Genomic DNA, 23094 nt, shown 5'->3' with positions numbered 1-23094 from the left:
TATACTTGGCCGAGTTTTTTTCCTTTTCTTCATGAGGTGCTCGTTTTGGCTCAGTACGTCTACACCATGCATCGGGTCGGCAAGATCGTTCCGCCCAAGCGTGAAATCCTCAAGGACATCTCCCTGTCGTTCTTCCCCGGCGCCAAGATCGGCGTGCTCGGCCTGAACGGCGCGGGCAAGTCCACCCTGCTGCGGATCATGGCCGGCGTCGACACCGAGATCGAAGGCGAGGCCCGGCCGATGCCGGGGATCAACGTCGGCTACCTGCCGCAGGAGCCCAAGCTGGACCCGCAGGCCACCGTGCGCGACATCGTCGAAGAGGCCGTCGGCCAGATCAAGCAGGCCCAGGCGCGGCTGGACGAGGTCTATGCCGCCTATGCCGAGCCGGATGCCGACTTCGACGCCCTGGCCGCCGAGCAGGCCAAGCTGGAGGCGATCCTCCAGGCATCCGACGGACACAACCTGGAACGCCAACTGGAAGTCGCCGCCGACGCCCTGCGCCTGCCGCCGTGGGATGCCAAGGTCGAGCACCTGTCCGGCGGCGAAAAGCGCCGCGTAGCGCTGTGCCGCCTGCTGCTGTCGGCTCCCGACATGCTGCTGCTGGACGAACCGACCAACCACCTGGACGCCGACTCGGTGGCCTGGCTGGAGCATTTCCTGCACGACTTCCCCGGCACCGTGGTGGCGATCACCCACGACCGCTACTTCCTCGACAACGTCGCCGGCTGGATCCTCGAACTCGACCGTGGCCATGGCATCCCGTTCGAAGGCAACTACTCCGGCTGGCTGGAATCCAAGGCCGCCCGCCTGGCCCAGGAAGCCAAGCAGGAAGCCTCCCACGCCAAGGCCATGAAGGCCGAGCTGGAGTGGGTGCGCCAGGGCGCCAAGGGCCGCCAGGCCAAGTCCAAGGCGCGCCTGCAGCGCTTCGAGGAACTGCAGTCGCAGGAATTCCAGAAGCGCAGCGAGACCAACGAGATCTACATCCCGGCCGGTCCGCGCCTGGGCGACAAGGTCATCGAACTGCACAACGTGACCAAGGGCTACGGCGACCGCGTGCTGATCGACAACCTGTCCCTGAGCATTCCCAAGGGCGCCATCGTCGGTGTGATCGGCGGCAACGGCGCGGGCAAGTCGACCCTGTTCCGCATGCTCACCGGCAAGGAGCAGCCGGACTCCGGCACCATCGAGATCGGCGAGACCGTGCAGATCGCCAGCGTCGACCAGAGCCGTGACAGCCTGGAAGGCAACAAGACCGTGTGGGAGCAGGTTTCCGACGGTTTCGAGCAGATCAAGATCGGCAACTACGAAGTCCCCTCGCGCAGCTATGTCGGTCGCTTCAACTTCAAGGGCGCCGACCAGCAGAAGTTCGTCAAGGACCTCTCCGGCGGTGAGCGTGGCCGTCTGCACCTGGCCCTGACCCTGAAGCAGGGCGGCAACGTGCTGCTGCTCGACGAACCGTCCAACGACCTCGACGTGGAAACCTTGCGCGCGCTGGAAGAAGCGCTGCTGGACTTCCCCGGCGCTGCCATCGTGATCTCCCACGACCGCTGGTTCCTCGACCGGATCGCCACCCACATCCTCTCCTACGAGGACGATGGCAAGGTGACCTTCTTCGAAGGCAACTACACCGAGTTCGAGGCCGACCGCAAGAAGCGCCTGGGCGATGCTGCGTCCCAGCCGCACCGCGTGCGCTACAAGAAACTGGCGTAAGCGCGCCTTCGAGAAACCGCCCGCCGGCGTTGCCGGCCGGCGGTTTTTTCATGCCTGGAATTCAACGAGCCATGCGCAGGGGAACATGGGAACTGCGCAGGACACCTCCATCGGCGGTACCCGGGGGGCTCCCAAGCAGCATGCCTGAGCCTTCACCTAACTAAAGATGGGGGTGCATCGACGGCCGCGATGGTGTCAGCTCTGCTAGTGGTCTGCGCAGCCGATCCGTGCGCTCAATACCGCCTGCCCGGAGAGGCCGCGCCATATGGCGAAGCCCGGCGGAATCGAGTACCGGCATTGGCCGGGCGGACCAGCCGCTACCTTCGCTCGGCGCTGGCGCCTCGGGGTAGCGTTGCCGGTGGTGGCGGCTTGTGCGCTGTCTCCATCATCAGCAGTATGGCCGTTCGGCCTGTATCGCCGGCCTTGCGGCGGTACGACCGGGCGGGCCTTGAAGGGATGCGAGCGGTCGGGTGCGAATGCCAACAACAAACAAGCACGAACCATTGATCTCCCTGCGGGGGATCGGCAAGGGCTACCTCCTGGGGGGGCAGCCGCTGCAGATACTGAAAGACGTCTGCCTGGACATCTTTCCCGGAGAAAGCTGCGCGATCGTCGGCGCGTCGGGCTCGGGCAAGAGCACCCTGCTGAATATCCTCGGCCTGCTCGACCGCCCGGACAGCGGCGCCTACCGCTTCGCCGAGCACGACATCTTCAGCGTCGACGGGGACCGACTGGCGGCGATCCGCAACCGCCTGATCGGCTTCGTCTTCCAGAGCTTCAACCTGTTGCCGCGGCTGAACGCGCTGGACAACGTCGCGCTGCCCCTGAGCTATCGAGGGATGCCGCGCCGCGAGGCACTGGAGCGGGCCGAGGCGATGCTCGCCCGGGTCGGCCTGGCCGAGCGCGCCGGCCATCGTCCGGCGGACCTCTCCGGCGGCCAGCGGCAGCGCGTCGCCATCGCTCGCGCGCTGGTCGGCGAGCCGGCGCTGATCCTCGCCGACGAACCAACCGGCAACCTCGACGCGAGCACCGCGAAAGAAGTGCTGGAGCTGCTTCTCACGCTCAACCGCGAGCGCCAGGTGACCCTGGTGGTGGTCACCCATGATCCCAGCCTGGCCGCCCGTCTCGGGCGCCAACTGACAGTGCGGCATGGCGAGGTGCACGAGGACCTGGCGGAGGCCTGCCGGTGAGCGCCAGCCCGTCGCCCCGGCAATTGCTTCACGAGGCCCTCGCCAGTCTTCGCGGGCTGGGGCGCCGCTCGCTGCTGGCGTTGCTGGGCATCGTCATGGGCTGTTCATCGGTGATCGCGATGCTGAACATCGGCAGCAACGCGACCGACGAAGCGATGAGCATCTTCAAGGACATGGGCACCGACACCCTGGTGGTGCAGTTCCCGTTCGCCCCGCAGGCGCCGATGCCGATGCCGGCGTCGCTCGACACCGAACCGCTGCTCCGCGACGTGGCCGGTCTGGAGCACCTGGCGGCGCTTGGCCTGTACTCGGCCCCGGTGACCTTTCACGGACGCACCAGCAACGCCAGTATCGTCGGCGCCAGCGCCGGGCTCGCAGCCGCCGCCAGGCTACGGCTGCGCGAAGGACGTTTCCTCTCGCGCTTCGACGATCACGACACCTACGTGGTGGTGGGCGCGACAATCGCCGAGGCCCTGGGGGCGCCCGGCGATCCGCTGCGCCTCGGCGAGCAACTGACGGTCAACGACTATCTGTTCCGCGTGATCGGCATTCTCCAGCCGCAGGCCAGCGCCGCTCTCTTGCCGTTCGCCGCCAACGACTCGCTGTTCGTGCCGGCGCCGGGCATGCCGCGCCTGCAGCCGGCCGCCGAGGTCAGCCATGTGGTGGCGCGGGTCTCGCCGGGAGCGGACGTCTATAGCGTCGGCGCGGCCCTGGGCGCGGCCCTGACGGCGCGGTTGCCCGGTCACGAGGCGCAGGTCCAGGTCTCGCAGCAGGTGCTCGATGGACTCAAGCGGCAGACCCGGACCTTCACTTACCTGCTGGCCGGACTGGGGATCATCTCCCTGCTCGGCGGCGGCGTCGGGGTTATGAACGTGATGCTGATGAGTGTCGCCGAACGCCGCCGGGAAATCGGCGTGCGCATGGCGCTGGGCGCGCGCCAGCGGGACATCCGCAACCTGTTCCTGATCGAGGCGGTGACCCTGACCGCCGCGGGCGCGCTGTCGGGCGCGGTGCTCGGCGTGGCGGCTGCGTATCTCTACGCCAGGTTCTCCGGCTGGACCTTCTCTCTGGCCTACGCGGCCCTGCCGCTGGGGATGGGCAGTACCCTGCTGGTGGGGCTGTTCTTCGGGCTCTATCCGGCGGTCTCGGCGGCTCGCCTGCAACCGGTCGAGGCGCTGCGCGATGAATAGGTGGGGCCTGGGCGTGCTGTGGCTGGTCGCCGCTCTTCCGGTGGCGGCCAGCGTCAACCCGGCGCTGAGTCCGGACGTACCGAGCATGGCCCGCGAGCAGGGCAGGTCGGTACTGCTCAGCGAGCAGGTGATCGACCTCAGCCTGAGCGACGCGGTCTATCTTGGCCTGCGCAACAACCGTGGAATCCGTAGCGCCTACCTGCAACGGATCGCGCAGAAGTTCGACCTGCGGGTCGCCGCCGACGCCTTCAACCCGAAGCTGGTGGTGCGCGGCGACTATCGCGCCAACCGCGCCACCGAAGACCGCACGAGGACCAGCAATGTCTCGCCCACCGCGACCCTGCTTGGCGAATATGGCACTCGCTTCAGCCTGGCCTGGGTGAAGCAGTTCCGCACCGCCGACGAGGCCGGGCGCTACCGCAGCGATGGCCTCGACCTGACCGTCGTCCAGCCGTTGCTGCGCGATGCGGGCTGGGACGTCACCACCGCGCCGCTGCGCCTGGCACGTCTCTCCGAAGACGCCAATCGCCTGCAACTCAAGGCCAGCGTGTCGCAGACCATCAGCCAGGTCATCGGTGCCTACCGGGAGCTGCTGCGCGCCCAGGAGCAGGCGCGCATCGCTCGCGAAGCCCTGGCGCGGACCCAGGAGCTGCTCGAGGTCAACCGGGCGATGATCCGCGCCGGGCGAATGGCCGAATTCGAGATCGTGCAGACCGAGGCCGACGTCGCCAGCCAGGAGCTCAACGTCGAGGAGTCCGCCAACCAGGTCGACAGCGCACGCCTGGCCCTGCTGCAACTGCTGGCGCTGGACCTGTCGACGCAGATCCGCGCCAGCGATGCGCTGGCCGCCACGCCGATCGAGGTCGACCGCCAGCAGGCGATCAGGACCGCCCTGCAGCAGCAACCGGAATACCTGCAACGCCTGATCGGCAGTCGCCAGGCCGACCTCAACCTGGTGCTGGCGAAGAACCAGCGCCTGTGGGATGTCTCGCTGGTGGGCGGCGCCAGCCAGATCCGCGACCGCTACAGCGAGGGCGGTGGCGACAATTCACGCAGCTGGGACAGCTACGCCGGGGTACAGGTGGAAATTCCCATCGGCGACCTCAGCCGCCGGCAGGCCGAGGTGCGCGCCCAGGTCGACGTGGAGAACCAGAAGATCCTGATCGAGGATGCCCGGCAGACCCTGGAGCAGAACGTCATCGATGCGGTGCGCGACCTCGGCACGCGCTGGCGCCAGTACCAGATCGCCCAGCGCGCCACCGCCTTGTCGCGGCGCAAGCTGGAGATCGAGCGGGAAAAGCTGCGCGTCGGGCGTTCGAGCAACTTCCAGGTGCTGAGCTTCGAGACCGACCTGCGCAACGTCGAGAACACCCAATTGAATGCCCTGATCTCGTTTCTCAATGCGCAGACGCAGCTCGACCTGATCGTCGGCATGACCCTGGATAGCTGGGAGATTTCGCTCAATGACCACTGACCGGTTTTCCTTCCTGCGCCGGCCCGCATTGCCGCTCGCCGCCGGCCTGGCGGTTGTCGCGGCGCTGGCCTGGCTGGTCCTCGCCGGCGGCACCGCGAAACGCACGGAAGGGGAGCGCTGGGTCGCCGTACGGGCGGCCCCGCTGGTGCATCAGATCGGCCTGGTCGGACGCCTGGAACCGGGGCGCGTGGTGACCCTGGCGGCGCCCTTCGCCGGCAATGTCGAGGCGCTGCTGGTGGAGCCGGGACAGCGGGTCGCGGAAGGACAGGAGCTGCTGCGCATGGACACCCGCGAGATCGCCGTGCAGGTGCGCGAGGCACAGTCGGCGTTGCTCAAGGCCCGTCGCACCCTGCAGGACCTGCGCGACTGGGAGCGTGGCGAGGACATGGCGCGGGTCCGTCGTGCCCTGCGCAGCGCGCAGCTGGCGCAGAGCAGCACCGAGCGCAAGTTGCGCGAGACCCGCGAGCTGTTCCAGCGCGGGATCGTCCCGCGCAACGAACTCGACGATCTCGAACAACAGGCCAGCCAGCAGCGCATGGACCTGGAGGCGGCCCGGCGGGAAGTGGAGTCGACCCGCGCCAAGGGGCAGGGCGAGAATCGCCAGATCGCCGAAATGGACCTGGCCAACGCCAGCGTGAAATACGAGACGCTGCAGGCCCAGCTGGCTGGCCGTACGGTGCGCGCGCCCTTTGCCGGTATTGTCGTCGCGGCGCCCGGCCTGGCTGGCGAGCAGGGCAGCCGCGAACCGGTGCAGGCCGGTAGCAAGCTGGGGCAGGGCCAGGCGTTGTTCGGCCTGGCCAGCGTCGAGCGGCTGAAGGTATCTGCGAAGGTTTCCGAACTGGATATCAACCAGTTGCGCGAAGGGCAGGCGGTGGAAATCAGTGGCGACGGCTTCGAGGGCACCACGCTGGCGGGCGTCATCGCCGCCCTCGGTGGTCAGGCTCTGCCCGGCATGGCACAGGGAGGCAGCCCGCAGTTCGAGGTGACGGTATCGGTAGCGCCGCTCGATCCCCGCCAGTTGCAGAAGATTCGTCTGGGAATGAGCGCCAAGCTGACGGTCACCACCTATCGCAACGAACAGGCCATCGTCGTGCCGCCGGAGGCGATACGCCACGAGGGTGACCGGCTGTTCGTGGACTTTCGCCAGGCTCCCGACGCCAGCGTGATGGCGCAACAGGTCAAGATCGGACGCTCCACGCCGGAGGGCGTGGAGGTGTTCGAGTTGCAGCCGGGTCTCGTTCGCGTGCCGTCCTCGTCCGACCGATAGTTGGCAACCTAACTTTGGGTTGGCTGGGTCGCTTCGCGAGCTGCAAATTCTGGTAGGTATGCCCCGTCATGGTGCGTTTCTTCCCGACGCGGATGTTGACAGAGGTATCAGGATTCCTTCGCGACGACGCTTCGTTCGCCCTCCACGGTATTCACCGATCTTTCTTCGGAGGGGCAACCCCCTTCTTTCGCTAGGCTTTTCCAGAGCCGCGCTGACCGTACTCTGGCCCCCGTCGTTGACTGGTCCACTGCCCCCTCGCGGTGTTTGCCAGCCCTGTCAGGCCTGCGTTCGCGGAGGTCGGCCAGGCGGGCATTCCGAGGTGCGGCGAGTTGGCAAACCTATCGGATCTTTCTGATATCCGGTCTGTCCCGGCTCGTCGTCGGGACCGTCAGCGTCGGCACCGGATAGGACTCATGAGGTAAAGCTTCTCCCGAATCCCGGTACGCACGGTCAAGGCGGGTGGTGTGGTTCGCCTGGCAGGTGGAACGGACGGGAAGGCACAAGGTGGTCGTGGGGGCGGGTCGGCGACGATCCTGCCGCATGATCAAGGCTCGGCAACCGCGAGCGTTGCCAACTCACTGGAAGGATACAAAACAATGAAATCCATCAAGTCCCTGCCGTCCTTTGCTGCTCTTGCTCTCTGCCTGAGCGTTTCGTCCATGGCCAGCGCGGCCACCATCACCCCGGTCAACTCGGCCTTCACCGCACCTGGCACCATCAGCGTGAGCTCGCCGGCGTCGCTCAATCTGCCAGTGACCTGCAACATCACCTTCAAGGGCACGACAGCCGCCGATGGTTCCTATGCCTCGATCGACAGCGTCACCGTCAGCGGCAGCAACACCCTGTGCAGCGTGCCGCAGATGACCGGCCTGCCGTGGAAGCTGACCGTCTCCAGCACCACCGCCGGCAAGGTCGATGGCGTCGGCTTCAAGATTCTCTCCTCTACCTGTGGCCCGAGCACCGTCAACGGTTCCTGGAGCAACGCCACCAATACCCTCAGCGCCAGCAATCAGTCGCTGGCTGGGAACTGCAAGATCAACAGCCTGAGTGTGCAGCCGACCCCGGCCTTCGTAGTCAACCCGTAATCCGGGCTGCCGCTGGCGCCTTCGGCGCCAGCGGTTTCGCGCTCCCGCTGCCAGGCGTCCTTCGCGGGCCGGCAGGTCCGAGGGAGTTTCCGCCGGAAGCGGCGCAGAACCTCGTTCGCACATGGAAAACGGCCTGGGGGAGGGTGTCCGCCAGGACGCTCAAGCAGGCCGACCATCGTGCCCCGTGCACTAGCAGCCACCAGGGGTGAAACCTTGAACAACAAAAACGATATTTCCTGCCTGTTTGCCAGAAAACCATTGCCATTGCTCTGCGCCCTGATCGTCGGCGGACTGTTCGGCACGTCCCAGGCACAAGCCGGCGGCTTCATGGTACCGACCACCAACACGGCGGGCTGGGGCCGTGCGATGGCAGGCGGCTCGCTGTTTCCCAACGATCCGAGCGCCGCGTTCAACAACCCGGCGGCCATGGCTTTCATCGACAAGCGGATCGCCCAGTTGACGATCAACTACGCCGATATCGACATCAAGTACAACGGCGATGCCTACGACTACCAGGGCAATCCCATGACCGGCGGCTACCAGGATGGGCCGGGCACTCCCGAGCTGGCTACCAACGATGGCGGCCAGGCCGGATTCGGCGCGTGGCTGCCGACCGGCTTTCTGGTCGTACCGATCAACGACCGCTTCGCCTTCGGTCTGAGCCAGGTCGTTCCGATGGGAATGCGCAGCACCTGGGACCCGAACTGGAAAGGCCGCGATTTCGCGGTGGACACCAAGATCGAGACGATCGGCCTGACCGGCTCCCTGTCGTTCAAGGTCAACGACAACTTCTCCCTGGGCGCCGGGGTGATCATCCAGCGCACCTCCGGCTTCGTCAGTCAGAACCTCGATCTCTATGCCTCGGCCGCCAACTCCCCGGGCATGGGCGGGATTCCGTTCCCGGCCTCGAACTCGTCCGCGCTGATGCGGGTCAAGGTGGACAACACATCGCCCGGCTTCTTCGCCGGCGCGGTGTGGAAGCCGACCGACCGCGACACCCTGGGCTTCGCCTACCACGCGAAGATCCGCAACAAGCTGAAGGGTCACTACAACCTCTACGACCACGACGGTGGGCTGACCGAGGGCGCCATCGAGGGCGGCACGCCAGGCCTGGCCTATCCCGGCCTGGACCTGCGCATGGGCGCTTCCGCCTCGGCGCGCCTGGATATCCCCGCCTACGCCTCGCTGGACTGGGTACACCAGTTCAACGACCGTCTGAGCCTGGGCGCCAGCGCCACCTGGACCGAGTGGTCGTCGTTCCAGGACCTGACCCTCAAGTCCCACGGCAACACGATCGTCTCCATCCCCTACACCTACCGGAACACCTGGACCCTGGCGGTGGGCGGCGACTACAAGGTGACCGACCAGTGGACCATGCGCGCCGGGGTCGCCTACGACCAGACGCCGACCCACAATGCCACCCGCGACCCGCGGATTCCCGACGGCGATCGCTACTTCGCCTCCCTGGGCGCCGGCTATCGCTTCCAGTCGATGCCGGAGTTGTCGATCGACGCGGCCTACTCGCGGCAGTTCGTCAAGGAGGTGCCGTTGAAGACGGTCAACCAGGATCGCCTCGGCGGCGGACGCCTGGATGGCAAGGCAACCAGCAAGGGACAGGTGTTCAGCCTGTCCGCGACCTACGACTTCTAGACCCGGCCGTAGGCAGAGAAAGGGCCTCCCCCGTCAGGGGGAGGCCCTTTCGCATCTGGCGCCGGGATGCACGCGAACGGTGCCCTCGTCGCCCTTCAACAGTGCGTGGCCACCCCGGGAGGCAGCCTGGTTCCGGGCGCGTGCTCTGGCCCGAGCCATTCTGGCGGACCCGGAAAGTTTCAGTTTTGCACCATAAAGATTCATCAATGCGTCATTTCGCACTTTCTAGGTGCCGCCTGGCTTGTTAGAGTCACGCGCAAAAAATTGTTCACAAAACTAGAAACCGGTGAGAAAAATGACGCAATCCGTCGACGCTTTCCTCGAGCGCCTGAAGCGGCGCGATCCCGATCAGCCCGAATTCCACCAGGCGGTGGAAGAGGTGCTGCGTTCCCTCTGGCCGTTCCTCGAGGCCAACCCGCACTACCTGGAAGCCGGCATCATCGAACGCATCGTCGAACCCGAGCGGGCGATCCTGTTCCGCGTACCCTGGGTCGACGACCAGGGCCGGGTACGGGTCAACCGTGGCTACCGGGTGCAGATGAGCAGCGCCATCGGCCCCTACAAGGGCGGCCTGCGCTTCCATCCCTCGGTCAACCTCGGGGTGCTGAAGTTCCTCGCCTTCGAGCAGGTCTTCAAGAACTCCCTGACCACTCTGCCCATGGGCGGCGGCAAGGGCGGCTCCGACTTCGATCCGAAGGGCAAGAGCGACGCCGAGGTGATGCGTTTCTGCCAGTCGTTCATGAGCGAGCTGTACCGCCACGTCGGCGCCGACCTGGACGTGCCGGCCGGCGACATCGGCGTCGGCGCGCGTGAGATCGGCTACCTGTTCGGCCAGTACAAGCGCCTGTCCAACCAGTTCACCTCGGTGCTGACCGGCAAGGGCCTGAGCTACGGCGGCAGCCTGATCCGCCCGGAGGCGACCGGCTTCGGCTGCGTCTACTTCGCCCAGGAAATGCTCAAGGACCGTGGCCGCGGCTTCGACGGCCAGCGGGTGGCGATCTCCGGCTCGGGCAACGTCGCCCAGTACGCGGCGCGCAAGGTCATGGAAATGGGCGGCAAGGTGATCTCGCTGTCCGATTCCGAAGGCACCCTGTATGCCGAGGCGGGGCTCTCCGACGAGCAGTGGGAATACCTGATGGAGCTGAAGAACGTGCGCCGCGGGCGCATCCGCGAGATGGCGGAGCAGTTTTCCCTGCAGTTCCTCGAAGGGCGCCGGCCCTGGGGCCTGGCCTGCGATATCGCGCTGCCCTGCGCGACCCAGAACGAACTGGATGCCGAGGATGCGCGGCGCCTGCTGGCCAACGGCTGCGTCTGTGTCGCCGAAGGCGCCAACATGCCCTCGACCCTGGAAGCCGTCGACCTGTTCCTCGAGGCCGGCATCCTCTACGCGCCGGGCAAGGCGTCGAACGCCGGCGGAGTGGCGGTGAGCGGCCTGGAAATGTCGCAGAACGCCATGCGCCTGCGCTGGAGCGAGGGCGAGGTGGATACCAAGCTGCACGGCATCATGCAGTCGATCCACCATGCCTGCCTGCTGTACGGCGAGGAGCAGGGGCGGGTCAACTACGTGAAGGGGGCGAACATCGCCGGCTTCGTCAAGGTCGCCGATGCGATGCTGGCGCAGGGCGTGGTCTGAGGTTGTCCCATCGAGGAAAAAAACGGGGCTCCAGGGGAGCCCCGTTTTTCCTTGTGCCGGTTATTCCGCGGGACGCGGCGTGGTCTCCGTGCTGGCCGGCAGCAGCGGATATTCGACGCGCGGCTGCTTGCCGCTCAGGCTGTGCAGGAAGGCGACGATGTTCTCCACGTCGTCCGGCGCCAACTGCTTGCCGAGCTGGGCGTTGCCCATGATCGCCACCGCGTCCTTGAGCTCCCAGACCTGGCCGCTGTGGAAGTACGGCGCGGTGAGGGCGACGTTGCGCAGGGGCGCGGCGCGGAATACGTACTCGTCGCTCTGGGTCTTGGTCACGGCGAAGCGGCCCTTGTCGCCGCTGGGCAGCACGCTGGCGTCGGGCTTCTTCACCAGGCCGAACGGGAAGTAGGCCTGGCCGCCCAGGTTGATGCCGTTGTGGCAGGCGCTGCAGCCACTGTCCATGAACGCCTTGAGGCCTTTCTTCTGCTGCGCGTCGAGGGCCTTGTCGTCGCCCTTGAGATACAGGTCGAAGGGCGAGTCCGGAGTCACCAGGGTCGCCTCGTAGGCCTCGATGGCCAGCGCCATGTTGTCGAAGCTGACCGGCTTGCCGGCCTTGGGGAAGGCCTTGCGGAAGGCGTCCACGTATTCCGGGATGCTGCCCAGGGTCTGTTCGACCAACTGCGGGGTACTGTGCATCTCGACGCTGTTCTGGATGGGGCCCTTGGCCTGCTCCCCCAGGTCCTTGGCGCGGCCATCCCAGAACTGCGCGGCATTGAACACGGCGTTGAAGACCGTCGGCGAATTGCGTGGCCCCTTCTGCCAGCCGTGACCGACCGACGTCGGTACGTTGTCGGCGCCGCCGGTGCCGACGTTGTGGCAGGTGTTGCAGCTGAGCACATGGCTGCGTGACAGGCGCGGGTCGAAGAACAGTTTCTTGCCGAGTTCGCGCTGTTGCTCGCTGATGGGCTGGCCGCGCAGCTCGGTGACCTGCTCGGGGATGGGTTTGAACAGCGCGCTGGCCTGGTCGTGCAGGGCATCGGCCAGGGCGAGGGGCGTGGCGAACGACAGCAACAGGCTGCCAAGCGGGAGCAGTTGCGAGGACTGCATCTTTTTTTCTCCTTATCAGGCGTTACAACCGGTCCTGTGAGGAGAGGCCAGCGGCGCTGCGCCCGGCTTGACGTGGATCAAGCGTACCGGGATCGGCACTGCGGATGGTTGTCGCAGCGTGCTTCAGCGCTCGCGCAAGGCCCGGGCCAGCACGCGGTCGCGGTCGCGCTGCCAATCGTCGTCGCGGTCGTTCCACTGGCGTTCCTCGAAGCGCCGCCGCTCTTCGCTCTGCGCCATCGACCGGCATTGCTCGAAGCCGTCGCCCCAGCCGCTGGCGTAGATCGCCTCGCGCAGGTAGCGGGGGACGTCCTTGCGGAATTCGCCGCTGATCGAGCCGGCCGCCTGGCGGCCGCTGCCGCAGCCGTCGTCGAAACCGTCGGCATAGGCGGGCGGGTAGCCCTGGGCGAGCAGGTGCTGGTGGGTGTTTTCGCAGCCGCCGAGCAGGGTGGCGGTGAGCAGGAGCAGGGCGAGGACAAGCACGCCGAGACGCGAAGAAGACATGGCTGGGACTCCTCGACCGCCGGGACGGGACTCCCGGAGGTTCGCGCCGGGCCCGCTGGCAGGTCCGGCGCGAGTCTAGGTCGGCATTGGTGAGGAATTCGTCAAGCCGATGTGATGACGATGCGATGACCGCCGCCGTCCAGCGCCTGGTCGCCGATCCTCACCGGCAGGAAGCGTTCGATAATCCGGCGGTTGCTTTGCAGATGGGCGCTCAGCCGTGGCGTGGTGAAGCTGCCGGCGCCGGCCAGGGCCATGGGCAGCAGCAATTGGTCGGCGAGGTGCTCGTCCGCCGCGCAGCCGCTTTCCATCCAGCCGATGGCTTGCGTCGCGACCTGTTCCGCCACCCGTTCGGCGCTGACGCCGGCCTGGCCGAAGGCGCAGAAGGTCGCGCAGATGTGCTCGCAGTCGATCCGCAGCAGCAGGGCGTTGCCCGGCCCCTGGTCCTCCGCGAGGAACTCCAACTGGCGTTCTTCGTCGCTCCAACCGAGGCGCTGGCGGACCCTCTCCAGCTCGCGCTCGCCGACGTGCCCGGGAATCCCGGCGAGCAGCGCCCGCGCCTGGCGCCGCAGCGCCGCGCCGGGATGCTCCAGTTGCAGCGGCCGCCAGCGCGCCGGGCGTACCCGCGCCAGCAGCTCGCCACCGCCGGCGGGTACGAAGCCGTGGCGCAGCAGTTCCAGGTCGACTTCCGCGCCCATCCGCCGCAGCAGCGGCAGCCAGCTGTCGCGGAGAAAGTCCGCCGGCGGCGCCAGTGGATTGTGGGTGCCGCCGCTGATCCTCACCCGGCTTTCGCCGTTGGCCGCGAGCAGCGCCGGCAGCAGGGTTTGCAGTACCAGCGAGCAACTGCCGGCGGAGCCGATGGCGAAGGCGTAGTCGCCGGCGCGGATCGCACCGGGCCGGAACGCCAGCTCGCGTGAGCCGAGTTCGGCACCCTCGACCTCGGCCGCGCAGATTTCCGCCGCCGCGCGCACCGCGGTGAGGTGCTGGCGCAGCAGCCCCGGACGGCTGCGCCGGCCACGGATGTTGCGGATGCGCAGCGGCTGGCCGCTGGTCATCGACAGGCTCAGGGCGCTACGCAGGATCTGCCCGCCGCCTTCGCTGCCGTCGAGTTCGATGAGGTCCTTTCTCATGAGGTTTCCCTTGTGTATTGCCATATCTTGTCGTGGAGGTAGCGATCCAGCAGTCGGCTGTCCTGGCGCGCGCCGGTTGGTTGGGCGGCCCCTCGTTCGGCCTGGAGCAACTCCGCTTCGATGAAGCGTTGCAGCGCCAGGCGCGGAGGGCCGTAGGCCGATTCGTCGCGCTGACGCTTGAGGCTCAGCAGGGCATCCAGTTCTTCGCGCAGCGACGGATCGTCCAGCGTGGCTTCCACTAGCCTCTCGAACGCCACCGGCGGCAAGCCCAGGCCTGCATCCAGCCAACGCACCGCGAACAACGGGCGCAGGACGTAGAGGTATTTCTTCAGCCGGACGCTGTCGCCCTTCAGGTAGCCGCGGTAGTTCTTGCGTGCCATCGACAGGTAGTGATGGCGACTGCCTGGTACGGAGTGAAAGGCGCTGCTCAGCCAAAGCAGTTCCTCGCGCACGCCAGGCTCTTCCCGATACACCAGTGGCGAGCCGAGCCACTCCAGCAGGGCCGGGTTGGATTTGCGCATCAGGCGCAACGCCTTGCGCAGCTCCCAGCCGCTGATGTCCAGCTCGTCGCTCAGCGGGCGTTCTATCACGTCGCGAGGTTCCTCGACGCGCTGATACCACTCGGGCTGATGCACATAGACGAAGCGTACGTCGTAGTCGCTGTCCGGCGAAGCGAAGCCCCAGGCCCGGCTACCCGACTCGCAGGCGTAGAGCACGACTACGTCGTGCTCGCGTTCGATCCGTTCCAGCTCATCCAGTACCCGCTCGCGCATGGCGGCGGGGAGCGGATGGCGTTCTTCCCTGTTCATTTCGATTCTTCCCCAGCGGGCGCCACAGGGCGCCCGTCATCCTTTCACGCACACCACCTGACGCAGGGTGTGCAGCACTTCCACCAGCTCGCGCTGGGCTTCCATGACCCGGTCGATGTCCTTGTAGGCCATCGGGATCTCGTCGATCACGTCGGCGTCCTTGCGGCATTCGACGTGGGCGGTGGCGCGCGCCTGGTCGGCGACGCTGAAGACCTTCTTCGCCTTGGTCCGGCTCATGGTCCGCCCGGCGCCGTGGCTGCACGAGCAGAACGCTTCCTGGTTGCCGAGGCCGCGGACGATGAAGCTCTTCGCCCCCATCGAGCCGGGAATGATGCCGAGCTGGCCCTTCTGCGCGGACACCGCGCCTTTGCGGGTGACCAGTACCTCCTGGCCGAAGTGGCGCTCCTTCTGCACGTAGTTGTGGTGGCAATCGACCGCCTCCAGGTTGGCTTCGAACGGCTTGCGGATCACCTGGCGCGCCGCCTCGATCACCGCGTGCATCATCAGCGCGCGGTTCTGCCGGGCGAAATCCTGGGCCCAGCCGACCGCTTCCACATAGTCGTCGAAGTGCCGGCTGCCTTCCTCGAAGTAGGCCAGGTCCTTGTCCGGCAGGTTGGCGATGTGCTGGCGCATGTCCGCCTTGGCCAGTTCGATGAACAGGTTGCCGATGGCGTTGCCGACCCCGCGCGAACCGCTGTGCAGCATGAACCAGACGCGGTCGGCCTCGTCCAGGCAGACCTCGATGAAGTGGTTGCCGGTGCCGAGGGTTCCCAGGTGCTGGCGGTTGTTGGTCTTCTCCAGCCTCGGGTGCTTGTCGGTGATCGCCTTGAAGCGATCGGCGAGCGCCTTCCAGGCCTGGTCGGCGGCCTCCGGTACCTCGTGCCAGGCGCCGCGGTCGCGGCGGCCGAAGGTCTTGCCGTGGGGTACCGCCTGCTCGATGGCGCTGCGCAGGCCGTGCAGGTTGTCCGGCAGGTCGGCGGCGACCAGCGAGGTGCGCGCGGCGATCATTCCGCAGCCGATATCCACGCCCACCGCGGCCGGGATGATCGCGCCGAGGGTAGGGATCACGCTACCGATGGTCGAGCCCTTGCCCAGGTGTACGTCAGGCATCACCGCCAGGTGCTTGAAGATGAAGGGCATCTTCGCCGTGTTCAGCAACTGCTGGCGCGCTTCCTCCTCCACCGGTACGCCCTGGGTCCAGAGCTTGATCGGCTTGCCGCCGGCCACTTCGAGGATATTCATGTCTTTCATCGTGCTTTCCTTGTGCTCCGCGTCGTCCCGTCGACGGCGCGGCTATCGTTCGTGATCAGGCCTGCTTCAGCGTGACCAGTCCGTTCAATACCTGGTCCAGGCCACCGAATACCGAAATCCGGTCGATGCGCTCGGCCACCCGCTCCAGGGTTTCCAGTTCTTTCAGACGCAGCGCGGTCGGGTTTTCCTCCATGACCTTCGCGGTATTCAGCAGCGAGCGGGTCGCCGAGGTTTCCTCGCGGCGGCGGATCACATTGGCCTGGGCCGCCTTCTCCGCCTCCACCACCTGCGCCAGCAGGGTCTTCATTTCGCCCGGGAGGATGATGTCGCGCACGCCCAGGCCGCTCACTTCCAGGCCGCTGTCTTCCAGCTTGGCGGCCAGGTGGGCACTGACCGCTTCGTCGATCGACTGCTTGTTCTCCAGCAGTTCGTCGAGGGTGCGGGTGCCCACTGCCGCTCGCAGGCCGAACTGCAGCTCGCGGTACAGGTACTCCAGCGGCTTGCTCAGCCGCGAGAAGGCGGTGAGTACGTCGTTGTAGCGCCAGTTGGCGGCGAGGTTCAGGCGCAGGCTGACCTTGTCGCGGGTGAGGATCTCCTGGCCGCTGACCTCCAGCGCCTGGATACGGGTGTCGACCAGTTCCACGCTGACTTGCCGGTTGTAGCGCCAGAAACCGTATTGTCCGGCTTGCAGCAGGCCGGCAAGGGCGCCGTCGACCTTGAGCACGCCGACCTGGAACGCCGGCACCTGGACCAGCAACACTGCGTCCAGGCCCGCCAGGGCCCGGCCGCGCAGGTTCGGCTGGTGCAACTGGGCGACCAGCGCGGCGGACAATCGATAATCCTGGGTCAGGTCGATGCGCTCCAGGCGCTGCTCGGTCTGGCCTTTCCAGTACAGTCGGCGGCTGCCCGGTGCGAGCAGATCCACCAGCACGCCGTCCTCGTAGCGCAGGCCGGCCTCGTTGTCGCCCAGGTCCATCCGGGTGAAATAGCGCTCCACCAGTTGCGGTTCGCTCTGCCGCAGGTAGCCGGCCAGGCGGTGTTCGAACTGCGGGGTGTTCAGGCTGAAGCTTTCCAGGCTCAGGCGGTCGTACGGATCGAAGCGGCGGTAGGTGCCCGGTTCGAGCACGGCGAGGAAGTCGCCTTCGGAGTACAGCAGGCCGCGTTCGTTCTTCTTCACGATAAAGCGCTTCAGCATTTTCATCTCTTCATTCCTTTCATTCTTCCGTGGTGCCGGTGTTGCCGGCCCGTCGAGCGTCGCGGGTGGAGCGCGGAGGAGGTTGGCCTGGCGGACGTCCTGTCCATGCGATCGATTCCCTCGATCCCCGGCCTGCCTTGCCCCGTGCCCGAACCGCGGGCCGGACGGGCCGGCGGCGGCTTCGGCTCCCTTGCGTTGTCCGGCCTTCCTGGCCGCTTGCGCAGTTCGCCTCGGCCACACCGGCGGGTGTTGCCATTGAGTGATTGCCGTTAAGGCAACGTTCGAGCGGGAGTCGAACCCGCGACAGACCATTTCGTGGATGGTTGCTCTACCAGGCTGAGCTATCGAACCGCGAAGCGGCATTGCCGTCATTCGCGAATGACCGTCGTTGTTGCGGGCGGCATGCACGACGCCGACACCAGGGGTGGGCTCGGGCACCGGCGGGACTGGAGTCCCGACCCGTCGGCCTGCATGGACGATGCGGTCGAAATGGATATAGCGAGCGGCGTGCCAGGTTTTTATCGATGAGACTGTTTCTTGATTAACTATTTGATTTTAAAGGTGAATAAATTTTTTATTGCGATTCGTCGGCGAATTCGATGGAGAGATGCCCGACTATTTCTATATATTTTCATATCGATCTTTATCTTGAAGGATAAGCAGTGATGAAACGCACGGTCGCCATCGGCTTCATCGGCGCCACCCTCGACCGTCTCGGCAAGGGCGCGGCGCGCTGGCAAAAGTGGCGGCCGAGCATCGGCCTGTGCCAGCAGCCGGACCTGCTGATCGACCGCCTCGAACTGATCCACGGCAACGACGCCCGCGACCTCGGCCTGGCCGAGCGGATTCGCGCCGACATCGCCGCGGTGTCGCCGCATACCGAGGTCCGCCTGCAGCAGATGGAACTGCGCAACCCCTGGGACTTCGAGGAGGTCTATGGCGCCCTGCACGATTTCGTCAGCGCCTACCCCTTCGACACCGAGCGCGAGGACTACCTGGTGCATATCACCACCGGGACCCATGTCGCGCAGATCTGCTGGTTCCTCCTTACCGAGGCGCGCTACCTGCCGGCCCGGCTGGTGCAGACCTCGCCGTCGCGGCGCAAGGACGAGGCGCGCCATCCCGAGGGCTCGGCGACGCTGATCGACCTCGACCTGTCCCGCTACGACCGCATCGCCTCGCGGTTCCGCCGCGAACAGGAGGAAAGCCTGGCTTTTCTCAAGTCGGGAATCGCCACGCGCAATGCCGCTTTCAACCGCTCCATCGAGCAGATCGAGCGGGTCGCCGTGCGTTCGCGGGCACCCATGCTGCTGGTGGGGCCGACCGGTGCCGGCAAATCGTTCCTCGCCCGGCGCATCTATGAACTCAAGCGCAGCCGGCACCAGCTCGACGGGCGTTTCGTCGAGGTCAACTGCGCCACCTTGCGCGGCGACGGCGCGATGTCGGCCCTGTTCGGCCACGTCAAGGGCGCCTTCACCGGCGCGCAGAATGCGCGCGAAGGCCTGCTGCGCGCAGCCGACGGTGGCATGCTGTTCCTCGACGAGATCGGCGAGCTGGGCGCCGACGAACAGGCGATGCTGCTCAAGGCGATCGAAGAGAAGCGCTTCTTCCCGCTGGGTTCGGACCGTGAGGTGGAGAGCGACTTCCAGCTTATCGCCGGGACCCACCGCGACTTGCGCGGACGAGTGGCCGAAGGCCTGTTCCGCGAGGACCTGTTCGCCCGCATCAACCTGTGGACCTTCGAGCTGCCGGGCCTGGCTGGACGCCGCGAGGACATCGAGCCGAACATCGACTTCGAACTGGAGCGGCACGCCCGCGAGCAAGGGCGGCAGGTGCGTTTCAACCTGGAGGCCAAGCGTCGCTACCTGGCCTTCGCCGGTTCCAGCGAAGCGCGCTGGGCCGGCAACTTCCGCGAGCTGTCGGCTTCCATTACACGGATGGCGACCTTGGCCGACAGCGGGCGGATCGACGAGGCGCTGGTCGAGGAGGAGATCCTTCGCCTGCGCCAGGCCTGGGGGCTCGATGCGGGCCGGGAGCCACTGGCTGATCTGCTGGGGCAGCGGGTGGAGGCCCTGGATCTGTTCGACCGCCTGCAACTGCAGTCGGTGCTGGAGGTGTGCCGCGGGGCTAAGACCCTTTCCGAGGCGGGACGCCGGCTGTTCGCCGTTTCGCGCCAGGACAAGCGCAACCCCAACGACGCCGACCGGCTGCGCAAGTACCTGGCGCGTTTCGGCCTGGACTGGGCGCAGATACGCGCCTGAACACCACTTCGGGATATCCTTGGCGTCTTTTCACGGGCTCCAGGGACGAATGCCGATGAGCGAGATAATGGACGTCGAGCGGCTGCGCCAGCGCTGCGCGGCCGGCGAAAGCTTCAAGTACCTGTATTTCTGGGGACATCGTCCGGCGACGGATGACAAGGTCGGCAAGAGCTGTTTCAGCCAGTGGTACGAGGCTTCGTTCAAGCTCGACGGGGTGCGCTACGCCAGCGCCGAGCATTACATGATGGCGGCCAAGGCACGCTTGTTCGACGACTCCAGGCTGCTCGAGCGCATCCTGGCGGCGCGCAGCCCAGGCGAGGCGAAGGCCCTCGGCCGCGAAGTCGCCGGCTTCGACGAGGCACGCTGGAACGCCGAGCGGGTGGGAATCGTGATCGAAGGCAACCTCGGCAAGTTCGGCCAGAACGCTTCGCTGAAGAAATACCTTCTGGGCACCGCCGACCGGGTGCTGGTCGAGGCCAGCCCGGTGGACGCGATCTGGGGCATCGGCCTGGCTGCGAGCGATCCCCTGGCGGCGGAGCCGGCGACCTGGCAAGGCCTCAACCTGCTCGGCTTCGCCCTGATGGAGGTGCGCCGGAGGCTGGCTCAGTAGTAGTACCAGCGCAGCTCCAGCTTGACCTCGTTGATCGGCTTGCCGACATGGCTGAACTCGCGTTCGGCGCTCAGGCGCAGGCCGAGGTCGCGGCCCAGCTCCACCTGCTGGACGAAGCCCAGGCTGCGGCGCACTTCGCCGTTGTGGAAGTAGTCGCCCTTGGCCTCCAGGGTCAGGTTGCCCAACGGGTTGCGCCACAGCAAGCCGCTGTCGAAGCCCACGGCCGGGGCGATGGCGGCGGCGAAGTCCCTGTTGTTCTCGATCCGCGCGGTGCCCATGGCGTAGAGCAGCAGGTCGTCGCCGAACATCCAGCTGCCGCCGGCGCCGCCGTTGAGGTGGCTGACCAGGTTTTCGTCGCCGTCCTCGCCCGGCACCCGCTCCAGGCCGCCGGCGACCTGCCAGGACAGCGGCTTGAGCAACTGGTTGCGCGGGGTCAGCGAGCGGATGGTGACCAGGTCGAGATTCTGCAACTGCCAGCGGTTGCCTTCGTACTGGCGCAGCTTGAGCTGGCCGATCTCGATCTGCGCGCCGAGGGGGAAGCCATAGGCGTTATCGGCGAGGTCATGGTAGGCCATGCGCAGGCCGTACTCGGCGAAGGCGCGGTCATCGCGGCTGCCGACGCCGAACTGCCAGGTCCGTGACTCGTGGCCGTCTTCCGGCTGGCCGGGGCGCTCGACCTGGAGGTCCGGCGGCGGGTTGCGGTTGATCGCACGCAACAGGTTGTAGCTGCGCGAGGCGATGCCGCTGTCACGCGCCTGACCGGTGGCGCGGTAGCGCACCAGGCGGAAGGCGGCGTCCTGGATCAGCGCCTGGCGCGGCATCGGCAGGGCCTTGAAGTCGGGAGCGTCGAGCAGGCTGTCGTCGTCCGCCAGGCGCTTGGCCCAGTCGCGCTCGGCATGGTCGAGCGGTTCGGCGCGGGCGAGCAGTTCCTTCTCGCGCGACGGCCGGTAGTCGATGCGCTCGATCAGCCCGGCGTTCTTCACCGCGCGGACGGTGTCGGTGGGGATCGCGGTAAGCGGGAACTGCTCGGTCAGCTCGATGCCCGGGCGGGCGATCTCCATCAGTTCGAGCAGGCGGAACGAACAGTTCTCGTCGAAGAAGTAGTAGTCGAAGCGGACCTGCTTGAGTTCCCAGACGTGTTCGACCATGCGCCCGGTCTCCTCGGGCGTGAGGTTCAGCTTGTATTCCCAGAGGTCGCGGTTCTCCAGGCGGCTGTACTCGGCCAGCTTCTCCCGGTACGGGACCAGCGCGAACAGGCCGGGATAGCCGCCCATCAGGCCTTTCCAGGCATAGAGGATGCTGTTGTCCATGCCTTCGATGTAGGCGCCGAAGTTCAGCGCGTAGCTGAGCAGGGCAGTGTTGTTGCTGGTGACGTCGGCCTGGTCGATGCGCAGCAGGGTGTGGCCGAACATCGACGACGGGCTGTTCAGGTAGGCCGCGGGGAACACCAGCACCGCGCTGTGCGGGTTGATGTCGCGGTACCAGTTGTCGTATTCGCCGCACTGCGGCTGCGGCAGGTCGTCGAGTTGCAGTTGCTGGCGCAGCCAGCGGGTGCGCGCCGGGTAGACGCACTGGGCATGCTTGTCGCCAAGGCTGGGCGAGGCATAGAGCGCCTTTAGCGTGGCCGCCAGTTCGGCGTCCGGGTGGCTCTCGCCGTTGTCGGCGAGGAAGAACCGCTCGTCGTCGACGTAGCTGCGCCAACCGCCGAGCTTGCCGCGTTCGTAGTGGCCGAGGGCGATCCAGTAGGGATCGGCGGCCAGTTGCTGGAGGCGGGCCTCGGGAACCGTGGGCGCAGCCAGAAGGGGGGAGCAGGCGCACAGCGCCATCCAGGGCAACAGGCGTTTCGGCATCGGCAAGGCTTAATGCTTGGGGAAAGGGGCCTGCCCGCGAACGGGCAGGCGGCGAGGCTCAGGCCTGCTCGGCGTACTTGGCCAGGCGGGCGTCCTGTTTCAGGATCGCCTGGGTGTTGGCATAGACGTCGGCGGCGGTGGCGTCGGACTTGTTGAAGATCTCGGAGAAATGCTCGTGGGTGACGGCGGCGAAGTGCTCGCGGTCCTGCGGTTGCACGCCCAGCACCACGGCATAGGTGGTCAGCGCTTCGCCATTGCCCTTGGCCATGTCTTCGGACAGCTCGTCCATCATGCTGCCGAGCACCAGCAGGGGCTTGCCGCCATAGGACAGCGCGCCGTTGGTATGGCAGCCGTTGGTGCCGGTGGTCATGCCGAAGGTGTTGTTGCCGGAAGTGCCGTTGGTGGTCGCCGCGACCACGTGGGTGGCCACGCCGCGCTGGCCTTTGAAGAGCATGTTGCCCCAGCCGCAGCCGGCGCCGCCGGGAGCGTCGGCGAAAGCGTTGAAGGAGGCGGCGGCGAACAGGGTACCGAGCAGAATCCGTTTCATCGTTTGTTCTCTCTTGAGGTGGATCGGAGCCATCTGGAGCGGGCCAGCGACGCCGTGAGCTTTTCGGAATGCCACCGGGGTGTCAAGGCACCGAATGGGTGGCAGCGCGCAATGCCGGGCGAAAATTGACCGGCGTCAGCGGCAATCCGCTTGGAACCGTCCAGACTTGGGAAAGTTCTGGTCGGTCTGAGCGAAACCGGCCTTGGTCAGCCGTTCCTCATGCAGGAGGTGGATATGAGCGCTTTCGACCCCGCTACCGCCCTGGAAACCCTGGCGACCGAGTACGCGGCACGCGCCGCGGCGATCCGCCGGGACCTGGGGCGCAGCCATTCGCCGGACTTTGCCGAGCAGGCGGTGCAGCGCCAGAACGACGAAGTGCTCGAAGGCCTACTCGCCGAGGCGGAGGCGGGGATGCGCCAGGTCGGCCTGGCCCGCCTGCGCCTGGCGGAAGGTCGCTACGGCCAGTGCGAGCGCTGTGGCGAGGCTATCGAACCGGCGCGCCTGGCCGCCCTGCCTGCGGCGGAATACTGCCTGCGCTGCGCCGACCTGGTACATCGGTGAGATAGCGCCATCCGCGCCTTGTCAGTGGCGCGAGGCTGGGGGGAGAATGCGGGCGACGACACCCCGCGGCGATCTGCCGCCC

Annotated in this window: 19 protein-coding genes and 1 tRNA gene; 11 read left to right on the top strand and 9 right to left on the bottom strand. The window is 66.7% G+C overall.

Annotation, left to right across the window (positions count from 1 at the left end):
* The first annotated feature begins 45 nt into the window (after positions 1-45).
* The 8 genes from ettA (at position 46) to gdhA (ending at position 11199) form a co-directional block, all read left to right on the top strand.
* Complete coding sequence (ettA, locus tag HMPREF2924_RS03300) at positions 46-1710, top strand: energy-dependent translational throttle protein EttA (RefSeq protein ID WP_003110721.1); 1665 nt, start codon at positions 46-48, stop codon at positions 1708-1710.
* Between the two features lie 503 nt (positions 1711-2213).
* Complete coding sequence (locus HMPREF2924_RS03295; protein WP_003103142.1) at positions 2214-2900, top strand: ABC transporter ATP-binding protein; 687 nt, start codon at positions 2214-2216, stop codon at positions 2898-2900.
* Complete coding sequence (locus HMPREF2924_RS03290; protein WP_003103140.1) at positions 2897-4090, top strand: ABC transporter permease; 1194 nt, start codon at positions 2897-2899, stop codon at positions 4088-4090. Before HMPREF2924_RS03295 ends, HMPREF2924_RS03290 begins: the two co-directional genes overlap by 4 nt.
* On the top strand, positions 4083-5564 hold the full coding sequence (locus tag HMPREF2924_RS03285; RefSeq protein ID WP_003110719.1) for a TolC family protein: 1482 nt from the start codon (positions 4083-4085) through the stop codon (positions 5562-5564). The genes HMPREF2924_RS03290 and HMPREF2924_RS03285 overlap by 8 nt, the downstream gene beginning before the upstream one ends.
* Positions 5554-6831, top strand: a complete 1278-nt coding sequence (locus HMPREF2924_RS03280; RefSeq protein WP_003134984.1) for an efflux RND transporter periplasmic adaptor subunit — start codon at positions 5554-5556, stop codon at positions 6829-6831. The genes HMPREF2924_RS03285 and HMPREF2924_RS03280 overlap by 11 nt, the downstream gene beginning before the upstream one ends.
* A 596-nt stretch (positions 6832-7427) precedes the next feature.
* Positions 7428-7916: an alkane oxidation protein activator PraA gene (gene praA, locus HMPREF2924_RS03275; RefSeq protein ID WP_003094820.1), complete on the top strand. Its 489-nt coding sequence runs from the start codon at positions 7428-7430 to the stop codon at positions 7914-7916.
* Positions 7917-8174: 258 nt separating this feature from the next.
* On the top strand, positions 8175-9566 hold the full coding sequence (locus HMPREF2924_RS03270) for an outer membrane protein transport protein (protein ID WP_004364348.1): 1392 nt from the start codon (positions 8175-8177) through the stop codon (positions 9564-9566).
* Positions 9567-9861: 295 nt separating this feature from the next.
* Positions 9862-11199, top strand: coding sequence for an NADP-specific glutamate dehydrogenase (gdhA, locus tag HMPREF2924_RS03265; protein WP_003094817.1), 1338 nt, complete (start codon positions 9862-9864; stop codon positions 11197-11199).
* 60 nt (positions 11200-11259) lie between these two features.
* Here the strand turns inward: gdhA and ccpA are convergent, their stop codons facing one another.
* From ccpA to HMPREF2924_RS03230, 7 genes are all read right to left on the bottom strand, one after another.
* On the bottom strand, positions 11260-12300 hold the full coding sequence (ccpA, locus tag HMPREF2924_RS03260) for a cytochrome-c peroxidase CcpA (RefSeq protein WP_004364346.1): 1041 nt from the start codon (positions 12298-12300) through the stop codon (positions 11260-11262).
* 123 nt (positions 12301-12423) lie between these two features.
* On the bottom strand, positions 12424-12801 hold the full coding sequence (locus HMPREF2924_RS03255; RefSeq protein WP_004364343.1) for a hypothetical protein: 378 nt from the start codon (positions 12799-12801) through the stop codon (positions 12424-12426).
* Between the two features lie 101 nt (positions 12802-12902).
* A complete protein-coding gene (gene rtcA, locus HMPREF2924_RS03250; RefSeq protein WP_003111141.1) occupies positions 12903-13928 on the bottom strand; it encodes an RNA 3'-terminal phosphate cyclase in 1026 nt (341 codons plus the stop codon).
* The gene (locus HMPREF2924_RS03245) at positions 13925-14737 is read right to left on the bottom strand and encodes a nucleotidyltransferase domain-containing protein (protein ID WP_004364340.1); all 813 of its coding nucleotides are present in this window, start codon (positions 14735-14737) and stop codon (positions 13925-13927) included. Before HMPREF2924_RS03245 ends, rtcA begins: the two co-directional genes overlap by 4 nt.
* Positions 14738-14773: 36 nt before the next feature.
* Positions 14774-15988, bottom strand: a complete 1215-nt coding sequence (locus tag HMPREF2924_RS03240) for an RtcB family protein (protein WP_003134974.1) — start codon at positions 15986-15988, stop codon at positions 14774-14776.
* Positions 15989-16043: 55 nt separating this feature from the next.
* On the bottom strand, positions 16044-17189 hold the full coding sequence (locus tag HMPREF2924_RS03235; RefSeq protein WP_003134972.1) for a slipin family protein: 1146 nt from the start codon (positions 17187-17189) through the stop codon (positions 16044-16046).
* A gap of 271 nt (positions 17190-17460) precedes the next feature.
* Positions 17461-17534, bottom strand: a tRNA-Arg gene (locus HMPREF2924_RS03230).
* A 314-nt stretch (positions 17535-17848) separates the two neighbouring features.
* Between HMPREF2924_RS03230 and rtcR the strand changes: the two genes are divergently transcribed.
* Both rtcR and HMPREF2924_RS03220 read left to right on the top strand, forming a co-directional pair.
* Positions 17849-19444, top strand: a complete 1596-nt coding sequence (gene rtcR, locus HMPREF2924_RS03225) for an RNA repair transcriptional activator RtcR (RefSeq protein ID WP_003094789.1) — start codon at positions 17849-17851, stop codon at positions 19442-19444.
* Positions 19445-19499: 55 nt separating this feature from the next.
* Complete coding sequence (locus HMPREF2924_RS03220) at positions 19500-20054, top strand: NADAR family protein (protein WP_003134970.1); 555 nt, start codon at positions 19500-19502, stop codon at positions 20052-20054.
* On the opposite strand, the gene HMPREF2924_RS03215 is transcribed toward HMPREF2924_RS03220, so the two are convergent.
* Positions 20048-21904, bottom strand: a complete 1857-nt coding sequence (locus HMPREF2924_RS03215) for an Lnb N-terminal periplasmic domain-containing protein (RefSeq protein WP_003094784.1) — start codon at positions 21902-21904, stop codon at positions 20048-20050. The two genes, HMPREF2924_RS03220 and HMPREF2924_RS03215, sit on opposite strands and share 7 nt — an antisense overlap.
* 58 nt (positions 21905-21962) lie before the next feature.
* Complete coding sequence (locus HMPREF2924_RS03210; RefSeq protein WP_003094783.1) at positions 21963-22451, bottom strand: DUF3015 domain-containing protein; 489 nt, start codon at positions 22449-22451, stop codon at positions 21963-21965.
* Positions 22452-22685: 234 nt separating this feature from the next.
* On the opposite strand from HMPREF2924_RS03210, the gene HMPREF2924_RS03205 reads away from it, so the two are divergent.
* On the top strand, positions 22686-23012 hold the full coding sequence (locus HMPREF2924_RS03205; protein ID WP_003134965.1) for a TraR/DksA family transcriptional regulator: 327 nt from the start codon (positions 22686-22688) through the stop codon (positions 23010-23012).
* The last annotated feature ends 82 nt before the right edge of the window (positions 23013-23094 follow it).

The organism is Pseudomonas sp. HMSC063H08 (assembly GCF_001813645.1).
Taxonomy (GTDB): domain Bacteria; phylum Pseudomonadota; class Gammaproteobacteria; order Pseudomonadales; family Pseudomonadaceae; genus Pseudomonas; species Pseudomonas aeruginosa.
This window is presented reverse-complemented; position numbering and strand designations above follow the sequence as displayed.